This window comes from Kribbella sp. NBC_01510, assembly GCF_045040325.1.
Classification (GTDB): domain Bacteria; phylum Actinomycetota; class Actinomycetes; order Propionibacteriales; family Kribbellaceae; genus Kribbella.
Genome location: NZ_CP109418.1, coordinates 6,213,044 through 6,229,341, shown reverse-complemented (window position 1 = coordinate 6,229,341; position 16,298 = coordinate 6,213,044). Strand labels below are relative to the sequence as shown.

Here is a 16,298-nt window from a genome sequence, read left to right as displayed (position 1 = left end):
GGTTTACGCCCGGCCATCCCGGGGCAGGCCGGGCCTTCCCCTGCTACCTGAACGCGGCGGACCCCTTCCCGCTACGCCCGCGATGAACCGGTGACCCGATCGATACGCAAGGGTGATGCTTACGCTGTTGAACGGGAGGGGTGGAGATGAAGTTCCTGGTCCTGATCTACGGCAACCCTGAGTCCCGGGCGGTCTGGGACTCCCTGACCGACGAGCAGAAGAAGGAGGGCATGGCCGGGTACGCCGCGCTGCACGAGGCACTCGACGCGCGCGGAGAGCTGGTCGCCTCGGAATCGCTGGACGACCCCGGCCTGACCAAGCAGGTGCTCGTCCGGGACGGCCGGCCGATGACCACCGACGGCCCGTTCGCCGAGGTCAAGGAGCAGTTGGCCGGGTTCTACCTGCTCGACTGCGACTCCATGGATCGTGCCGTCGAGATCGTCGCGCAGATCCCGGAGGCGCCGTTCAGCATCGTCGAAGTACGCCCGGTTCGCGACCTGTCGGCGTACACCTGATGCAGATCGAGGAGCAGCTGCGGGAGCAGGCGCCGCAGGTGCTGAGCGCGCTGGTCCGCCGGTACGGCGACTTCGACGCGTGCGAGGACGCCGTCCAGGAGGCGCTGCTATCCGCGTCCCTGCAGTGGCCGGGTGACGGCGTACCGGACAATCCGCGCGGGTGGCTGATCACGGTCGCGTCGCGGCGGCGGATCGAGGTGCTGCGCACCGAGGCGGCACGGCAGCGGCGGGAGGAAGCGATCGCCGCCGCTCCGGAACCGGAGCCCGCGTCGTCGGTCGACGATTCGCTGACGTTGCTGATGCTGTGTTGTCACCCGTCACTCAGTCCGCAGTCGCAGGTCGCGCTCACCTTGCGGGCCGTCGGCGGCCTGACCACGAGCGAGATCGCCCGGGCATTTCTGGTGCCGGAGGCAACGATCGGGCAGCGGATCAGCCGGGCCAAGGCCAAGCTGCAGGGTGCCCGGTTCGCGTTGCCGCCGGCGTCCGAGCAGTCCGAGCGGCTGGCCGCCGCACTGCATGTGCTGTATCTGATCTTCAACGAGGGCTACACCGCGTCGTCTGGCTCGTCACTGCATCGGGTCGAGCTGAGCGCGGAGGCGATCCGACTGACCAGGCAGCTGCACTCCGCACTGCCGCACGAAGGTGAGGTCGCGGGCCTGCTGGCACTGATGCTGCTGACCGACGCGCGCCGGCCCGCGCGGACGACGGCCGACGGCGCGCTGGTGCCGCTGCCGGAGCAGGACCGGACGCGGTGGGACGCTCAGGCGATCTCCGAGGGCACCGAGTTGATCGCGTCGACGCTGCAGTCGGCACCGGTCGGTCCGTACCAGCTGCAGGCCGCGATCGCCGCGGTCCACGACGAGGCGAAGCGCGCCGAGGACACCGACTGGCGCGAGATCCTGATGCTGTACGAACTCCTCGAGTCGACCGCGCCAGGCCCGATGGTGACGCTCAACCGGATCGTCGCGGTCGCCATGGTGCACGGTCCGGCGGCCGGGCTCGCGCTGCTCGACGACGCCGATCCCGCGTTGAAGGATCATCACCGGCTGGCCGCCGTACGCGCGCATCTGCTCGAACTGTCCGGCGACCGGCCGGCCGCTCGGTCGGCGTACCAGCTGGCGGCGCGGTTGACGCAGAGCGTCCCCGAGCGGCGCTACCTGCAGACCCGCGCCGACGCCCTCTAGGCGACCCGCGGCCGGCCCCAGCTCAGCTCGGCGACGATCTGCAGCTCCAGTAGGCCGTCCTGCGCGTACGGCGACACCGCGCGCTCGATCGACGTGTCGAAGGTCACTGCCTCGTCGGCGGGCATCAGATCGCGGGCCAGGCTCGAGGTCGAGTGGAACTGCTCGATGTAGTCGTCGACCCGCTGGTGGTACGTGACCGGCGCGGTCCTCGTCGTACCGGTCAGGTCGAGCAGCCCGCGCTCGCGGATCGCGTCGACGACGCTGAACTTCGGGTCGTGGTTCTGTTTACGTGAGTGGCGCTCGAGGACCGGCACGATGTCGTCCCACCACGGTTCGTCCACTGCCCCGTGCTCGATCACGACGAGCTGGGCGTTGGGGGTCAGGTGCGGGACGATCCGGGCGAACGTCTCCTCCCAGGGCATCCAGTGAATGCTCGCGCCGGCGGTGACGAGCGCGTACGGCCCGGTCAGCTCGGCGGTCTCGATGCTGCTGACCTGCCAACTGATGTTCGCCTGATCCCCGCCAGGTCGTTGCCGGCCCGCGTCGACCATCGCTTGGGAGAAGTCGATCGCGTCGACGCGCTCCACCCGGGCCGCGAGCGGGCGGGCGATCGCACCTTCCCCGGCGCCGATGTCGAGCACGCGCCGCGGCTCGTCGGTGATCAGCCCTTCGAGCCGCTCGAAAACCTCATCCGGGTACGGCGGCCGGTGCTGGTACGCCTCCGCCACGGCCTCGTGCTTGAACGTCGCCGCAAGATCTGTCATGCGCTCCAACCTAGTCCGGACGGGGGGCTGGCAGCTCTATCCGTGGAGGGCGTGGGATTGCCCGGCGTCATGCACGTCGTTCACTGCGAGCCCGGACCTGCGCTGGTGCGGCCAGCGGACGAAGGATTCGGCTTGCAGCGTGGCCGAAGCGATCCGGGGCAGATCACGGGCCCGTGGGTAGCAGACGAACCGCGGCGTCCAGGCCGGGCCGTACTTCGCGTTGGCCCGGTACAAGGACTCGATCTGCCAGAACCGGCTCAGCCAGAGCAGCATCCGGTACCACAACCGCAGACCCGGACCGGCTCCGGCAAGACCGCCGCGCTCGAACACCTCACGGAAGACCGCGAAATTCAGCGACACCCGCGCGATCCCCAGGTCCGGGGCACTTCGCACCAGTTCGTTGACCATGAACTCGATCACCCCGTTCCCGGCGCTCGGCGACCTGACCATCAGGTCCAGCGACAGCCCGTCCTCGTTCCACGGCACGAGACTCAAGACGGCGACGAGATCCGCGGACGCGTCGCGACAGCTGACCACCACCGCGTCGCCGTCGCGTGGATCGCCGAACCGCCCGAGCGCCATCGAGAAACCGCGTTCCGCCTGACCCGCCCGCCACCTGGCCACCTGCCGGGACAACTCCGCCACTTCGGTCCGGTCGACGTCGCGCAGCCGGCGAACCTGTGCCACATTGCCCCGCCGTTCGGCTCGCCGTACCGCCTGACGGACACCGCGCATCGAGCGGCCGGCCAAGCTGAAGGAGGCGACGTCGAGAACCGCCTCGTCCCCGAGTTGGATGGCCGCCAGCCCGTGTGCGCGGTAGCTCGGCACTGCGCGTTCGCTGGCTCCCACGACGCCCGGGGTCCACGCATAGCCGCGCGCCTCGGCCAGCCAGGCACTGATCGCACCCGGCCACCCGGCTGGGTCGCCCAGCGGGTCTCCGCCGGCCAACGAGACTCCAGCGACAACGCGGTACGCGATCGCCGCCGTACCGGTGGGATCGAAGATCAGGGACTTGTCGTCGCGAAGCGCGAAGTAGGCCAACGAGTCGTTGCGGTGCCCGGCCAGCAACGAGCGCAGCCGTTCGCCCTCGGCGTCGACCTGATGCTTGGGCGCGCGGGCAGTCCGCAACGCCACGAGCACAGTCGCCACCGCGACGACCACACCGAGGAGCAGGAGCGTGGTCTCGAGCCGCTGCCGCGTCTGCGCCGATTCGAACTGTGCCGGACCACTGATTCCGAGGAAGCCGAGCCAAACCTCGCTGAACAGCTTCGGCGCCGAAAGGCGCTCCACCGCGTCGGGGTCGGCGAGGAGGGAGGCGGCACCCACGGTCGTCGCCAGCACGAACGACGTCAGGCAGGTCGCCAGTACGGTGCGCCGGCTGCCCGGATCGGGGCGGCCGGTGAAGGCCGCGTGGGTGCTGAGCAACACCACGATGACCACGACGGCGGCTATCGACTCCCCGATCGAGTGAGCCAATCCGTTGAGAACGAGCAGGCCGGCTGTGGTGGCCAGGGCTCCGATCCAAGCCCGGCGCTTGCGGCGGGCGAGGCCTCGGGACAACAGGACCAGTACAACGCCGAGCGGTACGGCTGCACCAGCTGTCTGGGGTACGAGCACCGGCAGCACGTCGGTCAACGCCTCCAAGCGCGGCCGAAGCGGCGGACTGACCGCGTCGAGCACGCCGACAACACCCAGCAGGCCGACCAGAGCGGCCGTCCAAGGAGCCCAGCGTGCTGGATCGCGTCGCTCTCGCACGACGTTTCCGGACTTCACGGCCCCGCCTCCCAGCTCTCCCGTCCAGGATTGCCGGAGCGGTGAGGACCGTGGAAGGGACGGACGTCCCGGGCTCTCCCGGCGATGGTCCCGGATCGCTCAGCCCCATTGCGTCGCGCCCGCGCCCGCGGCGCCCGGGCCCTCGAGGCCTATCCCATGCTCACCCAGCCCGGCAGAACCATCACCTGGGGGTGAACTGCATGTCGGCCCCCATCAAGCCTTCGAAGAAGCCGGCTTCCACCAGATAACCCACCCCACCCTCCGCCGCACCGTCATGCGCATCGACTTCCCCACCCCCTGACCACCCCACCAAGCAGCCGGCGCGACCGCGTCCCGAAGCCCGCTCGCCGAGTCGCGGATATCGGCTACGGAAAGGCGGATCCATCAACCACCACCCACGAGTCGGCGCCGAAACCCGGCAGGGTGGCCCAGGACCTCAGTCGTAGGTGGCTTGGGCTTGCCAGGTTGTTTGGTGGAGGGTGAAGAGCCAGGCGCGGGTGTCGGCGGTGTGGAACTGGAAGCGGGCCTGGCGGGATTCGGCACTCGGGTCCCACCAGCGTTCGTCGGTCAGCCAGGGGCCGGCCCAGGCGGTGATCGGGTGGATCTTGTTGCTGTCGGCAACCTGTGGGGCCGGGGCCAGGCAGAAGGCGGTGGGGACGCCGGAGAGTTCGCCGCGGGCGCTGACCGAGACCTGAGTGCCGTCCTCGGCGAACACCTTCGCCTGCAGAGGCTGGGGAAAGATCGTCGTCGGTGCGAGGGTCGGCCAGCGGACGGGGTCACTCGAACTGATCGCCCCGGGCCACGGCTGGTCCGGCGGCCGGGCCGGCACCGGAGGATCGCCCCACGGGACCAGCGTCTGCCGCTCCGCGAACCCCCGGCCGCCGCCGATCACCACCGACGCGACCGCACCATGACCGAGCATGCTCTGCACCCGCGACAACGCCCGGTGGATCCGCTCGTCCGGCCCACCGCCCCACAACCCGTCGACATGCGCACCGACCGGATCCGCCTGGTCGGGGACGAGCCGGAGCCGTACGACGGGTGACGTCAGCTCACTCGTCGCCGTCCCACTCCCCTGCAACTGCCAGCGGACCCGGTCCACCACGTCGGCCGCGGTGAACCAGCGTGGATGCAACCACTCCCGCTCGTGGATCCGCCCGGACTCGGTGCCGATCTCGACCCGGAGCGTCGTACACACGAGGCTGAGCTCGGTCAGCCGGGCGATCATTTCGTCGGCGACCGACCGGACCGCGAAGGCGACCTGGTCGACCCGGTCCACGGCCGGCTCGAAGTCGAGGGTGCGGGTGAGCTCCGGCGGGATCTCCCGGCCCACCACCGGGCGATCGTCGTACCCACGGGCCAGCCGGTGGGCGAAGGCGCCGGTCGGGCCGAACCTGGTCAGCACCTCGGTGCGGGGCAGTTGCGCGAACGCACCCAGCGACCGCAGCCCGAGCCGGCGGAGCAGGTCCGTGAGGGTGGGTTGCTCGAGGACGTCGACAGTGAGCGGCGCGAGGAACTCCGGGGACTCCCCCGGCGGCACCACCAGAACCCGCGCCCGCACCGAACTCGCCCGCGCCGCCTGCTCGGCGGCGAACGGACCGTCGGCGATCCCGACCCGGCCGCCGAAGACGTCGAACGTCTCGAGCCGGTCGAGCAGCTTCTCCGCGGCCACCGACTCACTGCCGTAGAACCGGGCCGGCCCCCGCGCCTTCAACGCGCACATGCCCGGGCGGATCACCTGGATGCCGGGCGTGAGCGCCTCCAGACACGCGATCACCGGGTCGAACGCGCGGGCGTCGATCACCGGGTCGTACTTGAGCACGACGAGCTCCGGGCACCGCGACTGCGCGTCCCGGGCCCGTTGACCGCGGCGGACGCCCTCGGCCCGCGCGGCGGCGGAGGTGGCGAGCACCTTGCCCTTCTCCAGTACGGCGATCGGCTCGTCGGGCGACCGGCCCGTCGCCACCGCGGCCGCGGTCACCGGCCAGTCCGGCACCCAGATCACCATCGTGCGGGTGAGACCTCCGTCGCCCATCAGCCCACCGCCTCCTCCTGCCAGCGTCGTGCCTCGTCATGGACGATCTCGGCGGAGCGGATGGTGCCGTCCGGGCCGGGGAGCCAGAGCTGGTGCCGACGGCGTACGGCGGCTCTCCGGCCGGTCACCACGACCGTCGCCTGCCGGGCGGTGAGCAGACCTTCCCCGTCGCCGAGACCGGTCCAGGTGTTGCTCTCCACCTCCAGCCGGGCCTCGCTTCCCGGCCAGGACCCGTACGCGATCAGCAACGCTCCCCGCGTCCGCAGCCGAGCGGCCAGCCGGGACGCCTCCCCCGGCGTCACCTCACCGGGCGGCCGGACGACCACCACGGTCAGCGCGTCGACCAGCGCCGCGACGACGTTGAGCCAGTCGTGCCCGGGGTCGGGCACCAGCACGAGACGCTCGAGGTCGACCCCCAGCCCGCGCGCCGCCTCCGCGCCGAACGACGGCAGTCCGACGACCCCGCACCACGCCCCCTCCGCGGACGGACCGGCCATCAACGCCATCACCAACGCGGCCGAACCCCGCACCGAGTACGCCGAGCCGCCGCGCAGGCCGGCCCCCGCGAGCAACTCGGAAACAGCCGGCAGCGTGGGCAACTCCCGATCCACCCCGGCGGTGTCCAGAGCCTGCTGCATCCGGGTCTCGGTGACCCGGGTGTCGAAGCCGGTGATCGAGGCCAGGCGAGCCGTGGGAGGGGTGGGGGCCTCGAGGGTGGCGGGGTCCGGATCGAGGTCGTGCCTCGAGTCGGGGTCGAAGCTCGCGACCGAGGCGAGACGAGCGGGAGAATCCGGAGAGTCGGTGACAGGGGCATCCTGGGCTTTGCCGGCCTGCACCTGGGCAAGGAGCATCCGGGCCCGGTCGAGCGCTGTGACCCGGCCCGCTTGCTCGGCTGTCGAAGTCCCCGTCATAACTCCATGTTCGAACACCTGTTCGAACATGTCAATCCGGTCGCCGGACCCATAGGGTGGAGGCATGCCGAGGACTATTGCCACCAACACCAAGGTCGACCTCGAGGGACTGCTGGAGTTCGTCCGGCCCCGTCACCACATGCTGCTGATCACCACCCGGGCGGACGGTACGCCGCAGGCGTCGCCGGTGTCGGGTGGTGTCGACCCCGAGGGCCGCATCGTCATCTCGTCGTACCCAGAGCGGGCCAAGAGCACCAACGTGAAGCGCGCTGGGCGGGCCGGCGTCCTCGTGCTGTCGGACGACTGGAACGGCGCGTGGGTCCAGGTGGACGGCAGCGGCGAGGTCATCGAGCTGCCGGACGCGGTGGAGCCCCTGGTCGACTATTACCGCTCGATCTCCGGCGAGCACCCGGACTGGGACGAGTACCGCGAGGCCATGCGGACCCAGGGCAAGTGCCTGATCCGCATCACCCCGGACCGCTGGAGCCCGGTCGCCACCGGCGGCTTCCCGGGCCGCCTTGCCGACTGACGTGCGTACGGCGCTCGTCGTCCACGCCCACCCGGACGACGAGGCGTTCGCCACCGGCGCCGCGACCTGGGTGCTGCACGACGCCGGCTGGCGGGTCGTCCTGCGCGTTGCCACGCAGGGATGGCAAGGCACTGCGGACCACCTCCCCGCGTCGTGCGCGCTGCTCGGGATCGACGAGTGGGGCTGGCTCAGCGACGCGGACCGGTGGATCGACGACGGAGGGGTCAACGGACCCCGCACACTGGCCCGCGCCGAGCCCGGTGCGGTCGCGGAGGAGATCGAGCGGGCCATCGACGAGCTCTCGCCGCAACTGCTGCTGACCGTCGGCAGTGACGGCCTCACCGGACACCCGGACCACATTGCGATCTCACAAGCCGTCCGACTCGCACTGAAGGACCGGCCGTGCCGGGCGCTGGGCACACGGCTGCGAGCCCAGGACGTCCGTGCGGGTGAGCGACTCGTGCGGGAGCTGTTGCCGGGTGAGTCGATCGGGTCAGGCCGTGTCACCGGATGCGACGACGGCACACCGCTGGAGGAGATCTCCGGTGTACCGGAGCTGCGCCGGCGCCAAGCACTCGACCAGTACTACGACGGCCTCGGGACTCAGTCGCTCCCCGACCTCGTCACGACGTACGGCGGTCGCGGGGATGGAGTGCTGCTGAGGGCGGTGTTCGACGCGTCCGGCTGGCAGCAGGACCGGTTCGAGGTGCTCACGGCTTGGCGGAGCGGCGCTCCATCGTCTCCGTGATGCGCTGCATGGCGCCTTCGAGGTGTTCGCGCAGAGCTGCCTCCGCGCCCTCCTCGTCGTGCGCGACGCAGGCGTCGAGGATGGCCTGGTGCTCGCGCCGGGTCTGTTCGATCCGCGCCTTGGTCTGCCGGGAGCCGAACCGGTAGCGCTCACTGTTCTGCCAGACCGGCTCGATCGCCCGTGGCAGCCAGCGCGAGCCGCCGGCCCGGTAGATGGCGAAGTGGAACTCGGTGTGCGCCTGCCGGGACGCGATGTTGTCGCCGAGCTTCGACAGCCGGACATGCTCGGCCAGTGCGGCCCGGGCGAGGGTCGCGTCCGACTCGGCGAACCGGGTCGCGGCCGCCCGGACCGCGAGCGACTCCAGCGCCAGCCGGGTCGCGTGGGTGTCGCGCAGATCCTCGATCGACAGCTCGCGCACCCAGGCGCCCTTGTGCGGAACGATCTCGACCAGCCCGAGCGCCGCCATCCGCCGCAGTCCTTCCCGGATCGGCATCTGGCTCATGTCGAGGCGCTTCGCGAGCTCCTCCAGCCGGAGCGGCGTACCGCTGGGAAGTTCGCCGGACAGAATGAGCTCGTGCAGCTCGGCGGCGGCTTCCTCGGCGAGAGTACGACGGCCGGTCGGTCCCCCAGGTGTGAGCTCGAGTCGTCGGGTCATCGGTTGCGGGCTGCCTCTCTCCTTCATTGCATACAACTCTGGGAGGTAACCGTAGCCGCCCCTCGGGGTATCACGGGCACTCCGGCGACAGATTGCCCAGGGGAGGCTCTGACAACCCTGTGTGGTCTAGGCCAGCCAGCCCGCAGAGGGCAGTCAGCTCAGCGCCGTCAGGTCCAGCAAAACCCGTCCTGCTTGCGGATCCAGCACCTCACCGACACGGTCCGCGGGCAGCAGTTCGAACTCCGGTCGCCACTGCGCCGTCGCGACATCCGCGAGCGCCTGAGCGACCGCACCGGGCTCGAGGTTGGTCCGCTGCAGATTCACCGGCAGCACTCGCAGGTCCCGGCCGATCAGCTGATGCAGATCGATCGTGGCGAACTCACCGGCGTGGTAACCCAGTACGGCGACCCGTCCGCCCGGACTGATGTGCCCCAGCACCCCACTGGTCACCGGACCACCCACAGTGTCGATGGCGGCGTCACACCAGGACAGCTCGCGACCGACCTGCCCCAGCGAGTCCACCCGGACGATCTGGTCGACCAATCCGGCCGCGGACTCGACGGACTCACCGGTCCACGCCAGTCCGATCACCTTGGCCGCCCCGGCCGACCGGGCCACCGCGGCACACAGCCGACCGAGCAGACTCGTGATTCCGGTGACCACCACTGTCTCGCGCTCGGCTACCTCGGCAACACGTCGTACTGCGGTATGGGCCGTCAGCACAGGTGTCAACAACGCGACAGCGGCCGTCGGCTCCAGACCCGACGGCAGACGATGTACGGCGGCATCCGGTACGACGGCGTACCGGCCCCACAGACCGGGCCTGGTCACACCGACACCGTCGCCCCGAACCACCACCGCAGTGCCGGCCTCGAACACGCCAGAGCTGACAACGACTCCGGCTCCCTCTGAGCCCGGCGTGAACGGCGTACTGGGCTGCTTGCCCGCCAGCACCGACCTGTCCTGCTGGGTCACCGCGGCCAGCCGCATCTCCACCAGCGTCTCGCCCGTCTCGGCGACGAGCTCGATCTCCTCGGCCTTCAACTGCTCTCCAGGCCCGTGACTCCGCACTACGATCCCCCGCAAGCTCATCCACGTCCTCGCTTCGCTCCGGGCGCGGATGAGGCGCAATGCACGCTGTGCTCGATGATGATCTCGCTTCGCTCGATCATGCCTCTTCCCCGTTCACAATTTGATATCTGATCACACCTAGGCGCTGCCGAAAGCGTTGTCTCACGAGGCGACAACCTCCTTCGCCAGCGGCCTGGTCAGTTCCCCGGCCGCGCCGGATCGCGCGGCCGACACCACGTCACTGCCCATCGGGAACGGCCAGTCGCTCCCGGCCAGCACCCGCTCGGCCCCGAACGTCTTCGTCAGCAGCTCCAGTACGGCGTCGTCGTGCACGAGATCGTCGACGTAGAACCGGCGCAGCGCCTCCGCCACCGACAGGGACAGCGGATCGATCCCCGGCCGGCCCTGATCGATGCCGCGCTGCCACCGTCCGGCCAGCGTCGCCGTCACACCACCCCCATGGCACAGGCAGAACCGGATCCCCGGAAACCGCCCCGGCACATCCGCGAAGACCAGCGACGCCGCGGCCACCCCGGTCTCGTACGGATTCCCCAACAGATTCGACAAGTAGAACGAATCGAGCCGCTTGTCGTCACTGGGACCCGGATGAACAAGAGTGAACGCCTCCAGCTCGTGCAGCACCCGCCACACCGGCTCCAGTCCCGCGTAGCTCGGCGTACCGAGGGCGAAGCCGCTGAAGACACCTTCACCGGCCAGGGCCGCGGCCACGGCCGGTGCGGACGGATCGAGCAGTGGCAGCTGGCCGAGGACGCGCAGCTGGGGTGTGACGAGCTCCCGAAGGCCCTGGTTCACCAGCTCGGCCCACTCCACGCCGGCGTCGTACCGGAACAAAGCCGGCGGAACGGACACCACAGCACCGTCCAACTCCTGGTCGGCGATCCACTGCAGCAGTGCAGCCGGGTCAGCCAGGCGCCCCAACGGCAGCCGCTGCGCGTCGACCACCAGTTGGCCGCTGTCGATCGACAGACCGAACTCACCGCGGTGCGCCGCCGTCAGCACTGTCGGCGGAATCAGGTGCGTGTGGACGTCCCAGCCGGCCATGTCAGCGGGCGTCCTCGTCGTTGTCGTAGAACTCCGGCCGCTCCGGGTAGTGCGGGCCGTCGTACACCTCCAGCAGGATGGAGGTCTCCTCGGCGAGCGTCGGCCCGTGCGCGCACCCCTTGGGGTTCCAGTAGAAGCTGCCCTTGGTCAGCGTCGTCCCGGTCGGCAGGTACACGTACCGCCCGGACAGGCAGAACATGAACTGGTTCGACGCGTGCTTGTGCTCCGACGGGATCCCCGACCCCTGCTCGAACCGCACCAGCGCGATCGACGCCTCGGTCTCCGGATCGCGCCACAGCATCTTGTGTGACAGCCCGGCGAGTGACTTCTCCACCCACTCCAGGTCCTCTGTCTGCAGCAAAACCTCTCGCAGCGGCTCGTCGAAGGTCATGGGGCCTCCCGGCCGGTGGTCCGGGTGTAGAGCTCCTCGGCCACACCGGCGCTCAGCGGAGCCACGGCAGCGATGTGTCCATCCGGCCGAACCAGTACGACGCTCTCCGGCGGCACACCGTACCTGTTCGTGGCAACGCTGCCCGGATCGAACAGAGCGCGGTCCCGCAGGCCGGAGTCGTGCGGTGCGTCCCACCGGGAGACGGCGTAGTGCTTCAACGCCGGCGAGTCGTTCAACGGGATGTCCGGACGCCGCCGTACGTCGGTGAAGTACAGCGCGACGAACGAGTCCCGGCACAGGTCGTGGATCGTGGTCCGGCCGGTCGGACTCTGCAGGACCAGGTCAGGGGCCCGGTCACCCGCTCGGACAGCCGGAGGTTCGGCGCTGGTCGCGACCATCGACCAGTCGCCCACACCGTCAACGTCGAGCCGGACACTCAGCAGCGTGCGGTTGTACGCCGTCGCCCAAGCACCCGTGTCCTCGGTGACGGCACCACGCTGCTGGGCCATGTACTTGCGCGCGGCCTCGGCCATCTCACCCGAGCCCTCGATCGCCACCGGCCGCTGCTCCTGCTCGTACCCGTCCAGCAGCGAGGGCTCCGCCCAGCCACGCAGCACCCACGCCAGGCGCCACGGCAGGTTCGACGCGTCCAGCGCACCCGTGTTGAGGCCCAGCGCCCACATCGGCGTAATCAGGTGCGCCGCGTCGCCCATCAGGAACACCTTGCGGTCCTTGGTCCACTGCTCGGCGACCCGGTGGTGCACGTTGTAGACCACCGAGCCCATCAGCTCGATCCGGTCCACCTCGCCGATGAACTGCTTCACCTTCACCAGCAGGTCCTCGTCGTCCGGCGGCTCTGCCCCGGCAGCGAGCGGGAACAGGAAGCGCCAGTTGTCGGGCTGCCGGATCAGCACCATCCACTCGGACCGGTCCGCGAAGTACGCGAGATAGGGGTAGTCGCGCGCGTTGCTGACGTCCAGATCCACCAGGACGTCGATCAGCATGTACCGCTCGGGCAGGGTCTCCCCCACCACCTTCACACCGAGCGCGTCGCGGATCTTGCTCCGGCCACCGTCACATGCGAGCAGATGCGAGGCCTCGATGTCCCGCGGCCCGTCCGGCGTCTCCACCTGCAGCACTACCCGGTCGTCCAGGACGTCGAACGACAGCAGGCGGTGCCGGGTCAGCACCGGCTGCTCCAGCGCCGCCGCGAGGATCGGCTCCATCTTCTGCTGCGGCAGGTTGATCACGAACGGGAACTGCGTGTCGTTGACCAGCTCGGCCAGCTGCACCGACGCCCGGGGCGTGTTGGTGGCCCGGTCGATGTCACCGATCTCGTCGATCCGCAGTGCGGCCGCCAGGATCCCGTCGACGACGCCGTACCGGTTCCAGATCTCCAGTGTCCGGCTGAGCGTCGTACCGGCCTTGGTGTCCGAGGACAGGACGGCGTCCTCCTCGAGCAGCACGTACGGTACGCCGTAGTGCGCCAGGCCGAGGGCCGTGGTGAGGCCGATCGGTCCGGCACCGACTACCGCGACGGGAAGCTGATCAGTCACTCATCACTCCGCAAACCTCGTGAGCTTGGCAAAGGCACGTTCCCGGGTCAGCACCGACCCGGTCATCGCGGCCGCGTCGGACAGCAGGAACAGCAACGGCCCGACCACGTCCTCGGGGTCGCCGATACCTATGGTGTCGTGCCAGTGCTCCCGGTCCGCACCCGCGTTCGCAGTACGGAACTGCTCGGTGTCGATGACGCCCGGCGCGACCACGTTCACGCGGACCCGGTGCTGAACCACCTCGGCGGCCAGTGTCTTGGCGAAGGCGATCAGTGCGGCCTTGCTCGACGCGTACGCCGCCGCACCGGCGTACCCGGTGACAGCCATGCCCGACGTGAACACGACCACCGATCCCGACCGCCGCGCCACCATGTGCAGTACGACGGACTGGCACGTCCACACCACTCCGTCGAGGTTCACCTGCAGAGTCCTGGTCCACTCGGCCGGGTCCATCTCCAGCACCGGCGACCGAGGCTGGACAGCCGCTCCGGCGACTAGTCCGTCGATCCGGCCGTAGCGGTCGACGACAGCCGAGACACCCGCCTGCAACGAGGACCGGTCCGCCACGTCGACCTCGACGTACTCGACCGCAGCGTCGGCCGGCTTCACGACGTCGAAGACCACCGCCGTGCCCCCGGCGGCGTTCACGGCCGCGGCCAGCGCCGCACCGATGCCCTGCGCACCACCGGTGATCACGACGACCTCACCTGTCGCGTCGAAGCTCACCTTCATGACGTCTCCTTCTGCTTCGACGTCTCGTGCTGCTTCCCCTCGGCCCGACTCGTCATAGTCTCGGTGATCCGCTGGAATGCGCCGGCGAGGTGGTTGCGCAAGGCCTGCTCGGCCCCGTCCGAGTCGCGCGCGAGACAGGCGTCCAGGATGGCCTGGTGCTCCTGCCGGTTCCGCTCGATCAGGAAGGCGGTTGGCCGGCTGCCGAACCGGTACCGCTCGCTGTTCTGCCAGACCGGCTCGATCGCTCGCGGCAACCACTGCGACCCGCTCGCCCGGTAGATGGCGAAGTGGAAGTCCGCATGCGCCTGCCGGGCACCCGCCGAGTCGTTCGCCCGGGAGAGCTGGAGGTGATCGGCCAGTGCGGCCGCCGCCTTCTCGAAGTCGTCACTGGTGAACCGCCCCGCGGCGGCACGGACTGCCAGCGACTCCAGGGCCAGCCGGGTCTCGTGGGTGTCGCGCAGGTCCTCCAGCGACAGATCGCGCACCCATGCACCGCGGTGCGGGATGATCTCGACCAGTCCGAGCGCCTCGAGTCGGCGGAGTCCTTCCCGGACCGGCATCTGGCTCATCTCCAGCCGATTCGCCAGCTCCACCAGGCGCAACGGCGTACCGCTGGGAAGCTCACCGGACAGAATCAGCTGGTGCAACTCGGCCGCGGCGTGCTCCGCGAGCGTACGACGCCCGCCCTTGCCCCCACCTGGAAGCAACTCCAACGGCCCGCTCATCTCAGGTCCACTCGACGCCACGCACGTACATCACCCCCGGTCATGGGGCCTCCCGCCCTGGACTGAGGAGCGCAGGGAGCGAAGCGACTGGAGCGACGAGGGAAGGGCGGGAGCAAAGCCCCATGACCGCGCCGAGCCGGAGGCGAGGCCAAAAACACCGTCACGAGATCACCGCGATTGCGTTGATCTCGATCAGGTAGTCAGGGTGCGCGAGCTTGCTGACCTCGACCATGGTCGAGGCCGGCAGCGGTTCGGCGAAGTACTGCGCCCGGATCTCGTGGATCTTGGCGAAGTCCTCCATGTTGCGCACGTACACATCCACCCGGCAGACGTCCGCGAGTGTGCCACCGGCCGCCTGAACCGCGGCCCGCACGTTCTCACACACCTGCCGGGTCTGCTCCCGGATGTCGCCGACGCCGGCGATGCCGCCGTCCGGGCGGCGCGCGGTCATCCCGGAGACGAACACCAACCGCCCGGTCGCCTCGATCGTGGTCGCCTGCGAGAACACCCCGTTCGGGGTGTGCAGCGCGGTCGTCGAAACCTGTGTCTTCGCCATCAGCTTAGTAACCCTCCCGCCGGAACGACGGCACCGACCACCCGCGCGGCCGCCAGCAGCCCGTCGAGCCCCGACCTCTCGATCAGTACGCCGTGCCGCCGCTGATGTGCTGCCCGGTCCGCCTCGATCTCCCCCGGCAGATGCAGCCGGTTCACCCCCGGCGCCGTCGCACTGCCCCGGACCCGCGCGGCCAGCCCGGACGAGCGCCGCCGGAAGCTCTCCACGCCGCCCATCAGCTCCGGGTCGATGGCCAGGAACAGGTGGGCACAGTCGTTCGGCCGGTCCGGCTCCCGGTACAGCGGCCGGACCTGGTCGCCCCAGCCGCCGCCGCTCAGCACGCCGGTCAGTACGTCGATCATCAGCGCCAGCCCGAAGCCCTTGTGACCGGCGGCCGGCAGCAACATCCCGAGCACGGCCTCGTCGGGGTCCGAGGTCGGGATCCCCGACGGGTCGGTCGCCCAGGTGTCCGGGATCGGCCGGCCGGCCGACGCCGCCAGCCGGATCTTGCCCAGGGCAACGGCCGACAGGGCCATGTCGAGCACGATCTCCACGCCGGCCGACGTCGGCACCGCGATCGCCAGCGGGTTGTTGCCGACGATCCGCTCGGCCCCGCCCGGGGCCGGCATCAACGGCGTGGTGTTGGACATTGCGATACCGATACACCCGGCCTGACCGGCCTGCATGGCCCAGCGGCTGGCCGCACCGAAGTGATGTGCGTTGCGGACCGACACCAGGCCGATGCCGAACTGACCGGCCCGTTCGATCGCGTGCCCCATCGCCTGCGGGCTGGACAGTTGCCCCATGCCGCCGCGCGCGTCCACGACCATCGCGGCGCCGGCGTCGTACAGGATGTCCAGCTCGCGTTCGCGGGTGACGCCGCCGGCGTTCAGGCGCTCGACGTACATCGGGACGAGCATGACGCCGTGCGAGCTCACGCCGCGCAGGTCGGCCTCGACCAGCGCGGCGGCGATCTTCGCCGAGTCGGCCGGGTCGAAGCCGAGCGCACTGAACACCGCCGAGACAGTCGCTTCCAGCCACGCAGGCCGGACCAGAACGCGCGGATCCGCGTCGGAGGCTTGAGCGGTCATCGG

At 70.1% G+C, this 16,298-nt stretch carries 17 protein-coding genes; 4 read left to right on the top strand and 13 right to left on the bottom strand.

Annotated elements, in window-relative coordinates; genetic code table 11:
• Window positions 1–146 precede the first annotated feature (146 nt).
• Together OG558_RS30885 and OG558_RS30880 are read left to right on the top strand one after the other, a co-directional pair.
• Window positions 147–515: a YciI family protein gene (locus OG558_RS30885; RefSeq protein WP_329476124.1), complete on the top strand. Its 369-nt coding sequence runs from the start codon at window positions 147–149 to the stop codon at window positions 513–515.
• Window positions 515–1,699, top strand: a complete 1,185-nt coding sequence (locus OG558_RS30880; protein WP_405066122.1) for an RNA polymerase sigma factor — start codon at window positions 515–517, stop codon at window positions 1,697–1,699. Before OG558_RS30885 ends, OG558_RS30880 begins: the two co-directional genes overlap by 1 nt.
• Here OG558_RS30880 and OG558_RS30875 read toward each other — a convergent pair.
• The 4 genes from OG558_RS30875 to OG558_RS30860 all read right to left on the bottom strand — a co-directional run bounded on the left by OG558_RS30875 (window position 1,696) and on the right by OG558_RS30860 (window position 7,182).
• Window positions 1,696–2,463: a class I SAM-dependent methyltransferase gene (locus OG558_RS30875; RefSeq protein WP_405066121.1), complete on the bottom strand. Its 768-nt coding sequence runs from the start codon at window positions 2,461–2,463 to the stop codon at window positions 1,696–1,698. The two genes, OG558_RS30880 and OG558_RS30875, sit on opposite strands and share 4 nt — an antisense overlap.
• 36 nt (window positions 2,464–2,499) lie before the next feature.
• A complete protein-coding gene (locus OG558_RS30870; protein ID WP_405066120.1) occupies window positions 2,500–4,236 on the bottom strand; it encodes a phosphatidylglycerol lysyltransferase domain-containing protein in 1,737 nt (578 codons plus the stop codon).
• A gap of 436 nt (window positions 4,237–4,672) precedes the next feature.
• A complete protein-coding gene (locus OG558_RS30865) occupies window positions 4,673–6,271 on the bottom strand; it encodes a DNA polymerase Y family protein (protein ID WP_405066119.1) in 1,599 nt (532 codons plus the stop codon).
• Entirely contained in the window at window positions 6,271–7,182 is a 912-nt protein-coding gene (locus tag OG558_RS30860) for a hypothetical protein (protein ID WP_405066118.1), read from the bottom strand. The genes OG558_RS30865 and OG558_RS30860 overlap by 1 nt, the downstream gene beginning before the upstream one ends.
• 64 nt (window positions 7,183–7,246) lie before the next feature.
• Between OG558_RS30860 and OG558_RS30855 the strand changes: the two genes are divergently transcribed.
• A complete protein-coding gene (locus OG558_RS30855) occupies window positions 7,247–7,711 on the top strand; it encodes a PPOX class F420-dependent oxidoreductase (RefSeq protein ID WP_405066117.1) in 465 nt (154 codons plus the stop codon).
• On the top strand, window positions 7,701–8,459 hold the full coding sequence (locus OG558_RS30850) for a PIG-L deacetylase family protein (protein WP_405066116.1): 759 nt from the start codon (window positions 7,701–7,703) through the stop codon (window positions 8,457–8,459). Before OG558_RS30855 ends, OG558_RS30850 begins: the two co-directional genes overlap by 11 nt.
• Here the strand turns inward: OG558_RS30850 and OG558_RS30845 are convergent.
• From OG558_RS30845 to OG558_RS30805, 9 genes are all read right to left on the bottom strand, one after another.
• Window positions 8,422–9,114: a GntR family transcriptional regulator gene (locus OG558_RS30845; protein ID WP_328521491.1), complete on the bottom strand. Its 693-nt coding sequence runs from the start codon at window positions 9,112–9,114 to the stop codon at window positions 8,422–8,424. The two genes, OG558_RS30850 and OG558_RS30845, sit on opposite strands and share 38 nt — an antisense overlap.
• 153 nt (window positions 9,115–9,267) lie before the next feature.
• Window positions 9,268–10,206, bottom strand: a complete 939-nt coding sequence (locus OG558_RS30840; protein ID WP_405066115.1) for an alcohol dehydrogenase catalytic domain-containing protein — start codon at window positions 10,204–10,206, stop codon at window positions 9,268–9,270.
• Between the two features lie 141 nt (window positions 10,207–10,347).
• Window positions 10,348–11,247, bottom strand: coding sequence for an amidohydrolase family protein (locus tag OG558_RS30835; protein WP_405066114.1), 900 nt, complete (start codon window positions 11,245–11,247; stop codon window positions 10,348–10,350).
• A gap of 1 nt (window position 11,248) precedes the next feature.
• Entirely contained in the window at window positions 11,249–11,638 is a 390-nt protein-coding gene (locus tag OG558_RS30830) for a cupin domain-containing protein (RefSeq protein WP_405066113.1), read from the bottom strand.
• Window positions 11,635–13,194, bottom strand: coding sequence for an FAD-dependent monooxygenase (locus tag OG558_RS30825; RefSeq protein ID WP_405066112.1), 1,560 nt, complete (start codon window positions 13,192–13,194; stop codon window positions 11,635–11,637). Before OG558_RS30825 ends, OG558_RS30830 begins: the two co-directional genes overlap by 4 nt.
• Before the next feature lie 3 nt (window positions 13,195–13,197).
• Entirely contained in the window at window positions 13,198–13,926 is a 729-nt protein-coding gene (locus tag OG558_RS30820; protein ID WP_405066111.1) for an SDR family NAD(P)-dependent oxidoreductase, read from the bottom strand.
• Window positions 13,923–14,651, bottom strand: a complete 729-nt coding sequence (locus tag OG558_RS30815; RefSeq protein WP_405066110.1) for a GntR family transcriptional regulator — start codon at window positions 14,649–14,651, stop codon at window positions 13,923–13,925. The genes OG558_RS30820 and OG558_RS30815 overlap by 4 nt, the downstream gene beginning before the upstream one ends.
• A gap of 160 nt (window positions 14,652–14,811) precedes the next feature.
• Complete coding sequence (locus tag OG558_RS30810) at window positions 14,812–15,207, bottom strand: RidA family protein (protein ID WP_405066109.1); 396 nt, start codon at window positions 15,205–15,207, stop codon at window positions 14,812–14,814.
• Window positions 15,207–16,295, bottom strand: coding sequence for an Ldh family oxidoreductase (locus tag OG558_RS30805; RefSeq protein ID WP_405066108.1), 1,089 nt, complete (start codon window positions 16,293–16,295; stop codon window positions 15,207–15,209). Before OG558_RS30805 ends, OG558_RS30810 begins: the two co-directional genes overlap by 1 nt.
• Between the last annotated feature and the right edge of the window lie 3 nt (window positions 16,296–16,298).

What these genes read in the sequence shown, in the direction of transcription:
- OG558_RS30885 (WP_329476124.1), top strand. Translation starts at nt 147, where the DNA reads ATGAAGTTCCTGGTCCTGATCTACGGCAACCCTGAGTCCCGGGCGGTC.
- OG558_RS30880 (WP_405066122.1), top strand. Translation starts at nt 515, where the DNA reads ATGCAGATCGAGGAGCAGCTGCGGGAGCAGGCGCCGCAGGTGCTGAGC.
- OG558_RS30875 (WP_405066121.1), bottom strand. Translation starts at nt 2,463, where the DNA reads ATGACAGATCTTGCGGCGACGTTCAAGCACGAGGCCGTGGCGGAGGCG.
- OG558_RS30865 (WP_405066119.1), bottom strand. Translation starts at nt 6,271, where the DNA reads ATGGGCGACGGAGGTCTCACCCGCACGATGGTGATCTGGGTGCCGGAC.
- OG558_RS30860 (WP_405066118.1), bottom strand. Translation starts at nt 7,182, where the DNA reads ATGACGGGGACTTCGACAGCCGAGCAAGCGGGCCGGGTCACAGCGCTC.
- OG558_RS30855 (WP_405066117.1), top strand. Translation starts at nt 7,247, where the DNA reads ATGCCGAGGACTATTGCCACCAACACCAAGGTCGACCTCGAGGGACTG.
- OG558_RS30845 (WP_328521491.1), bottom strand. Translation starts at nt 9,114, where the DNA reads ATGACCCGACGACTCGAGCTCACACCTGGGGGACCGACCGGCCGTCGT.
- OG558_RS30840 (WP_405066115.1), bottom strand. Translation starts at nt 10,206, where the DNA reads ATGAGCTTGCGGGGGATCGTAGTGCGGAGTCACGGGCCTGGAGAGCAG.
- OG558_RS30835 (WP_405066114.1), bottom strand. Translation starts at nt 11,247, where the DNA reads ATGGCCGGCTGGGACGTCCACACGCACCTGATTCCGCCGACAGTGCTG.
- OG558_RS30830 (WP_405066113.1), bottom strand. Translation starts at nt 11,638, where the DNA reads ATGACCTTCGACGAGCCGCTGCGAGAGGTTTTGCTGCAGACAGAGGAC.
- OG558_RS30820 (WP_405066111.1), bottom strand. Translation starts at nt 13,926, where the DNA reads ATGAAGGTGAGCTTCGACGCGACAGGTGAGGTCGTCGTGATCACCGGT.
- OG558_RS30815 (WP_405066110.1), bottom strand. Translation starts at nt 14,651, where the DNA reads ATGAGCGGGCCGTTGGAGTTGCTTCCAGGTGGGGGCAAGGGCGGGCGT.
- OG558_RS30810 (WP_405066109.1), bottom strand. Translation starts at nt 15,207, where the DNA reads ATGGCGAAGACACAGGTTTCGACGACCGCGCTGCACACCCCGAACGGG.
- OG558_RS30805 (WP_405066108.1), bottom strand. Translation starts at nt 16,295, where the DNA reads ATGACCGCTCAAGCCTCCGACGCGGATCCGCGCGTTCTGGTCCGGCCT.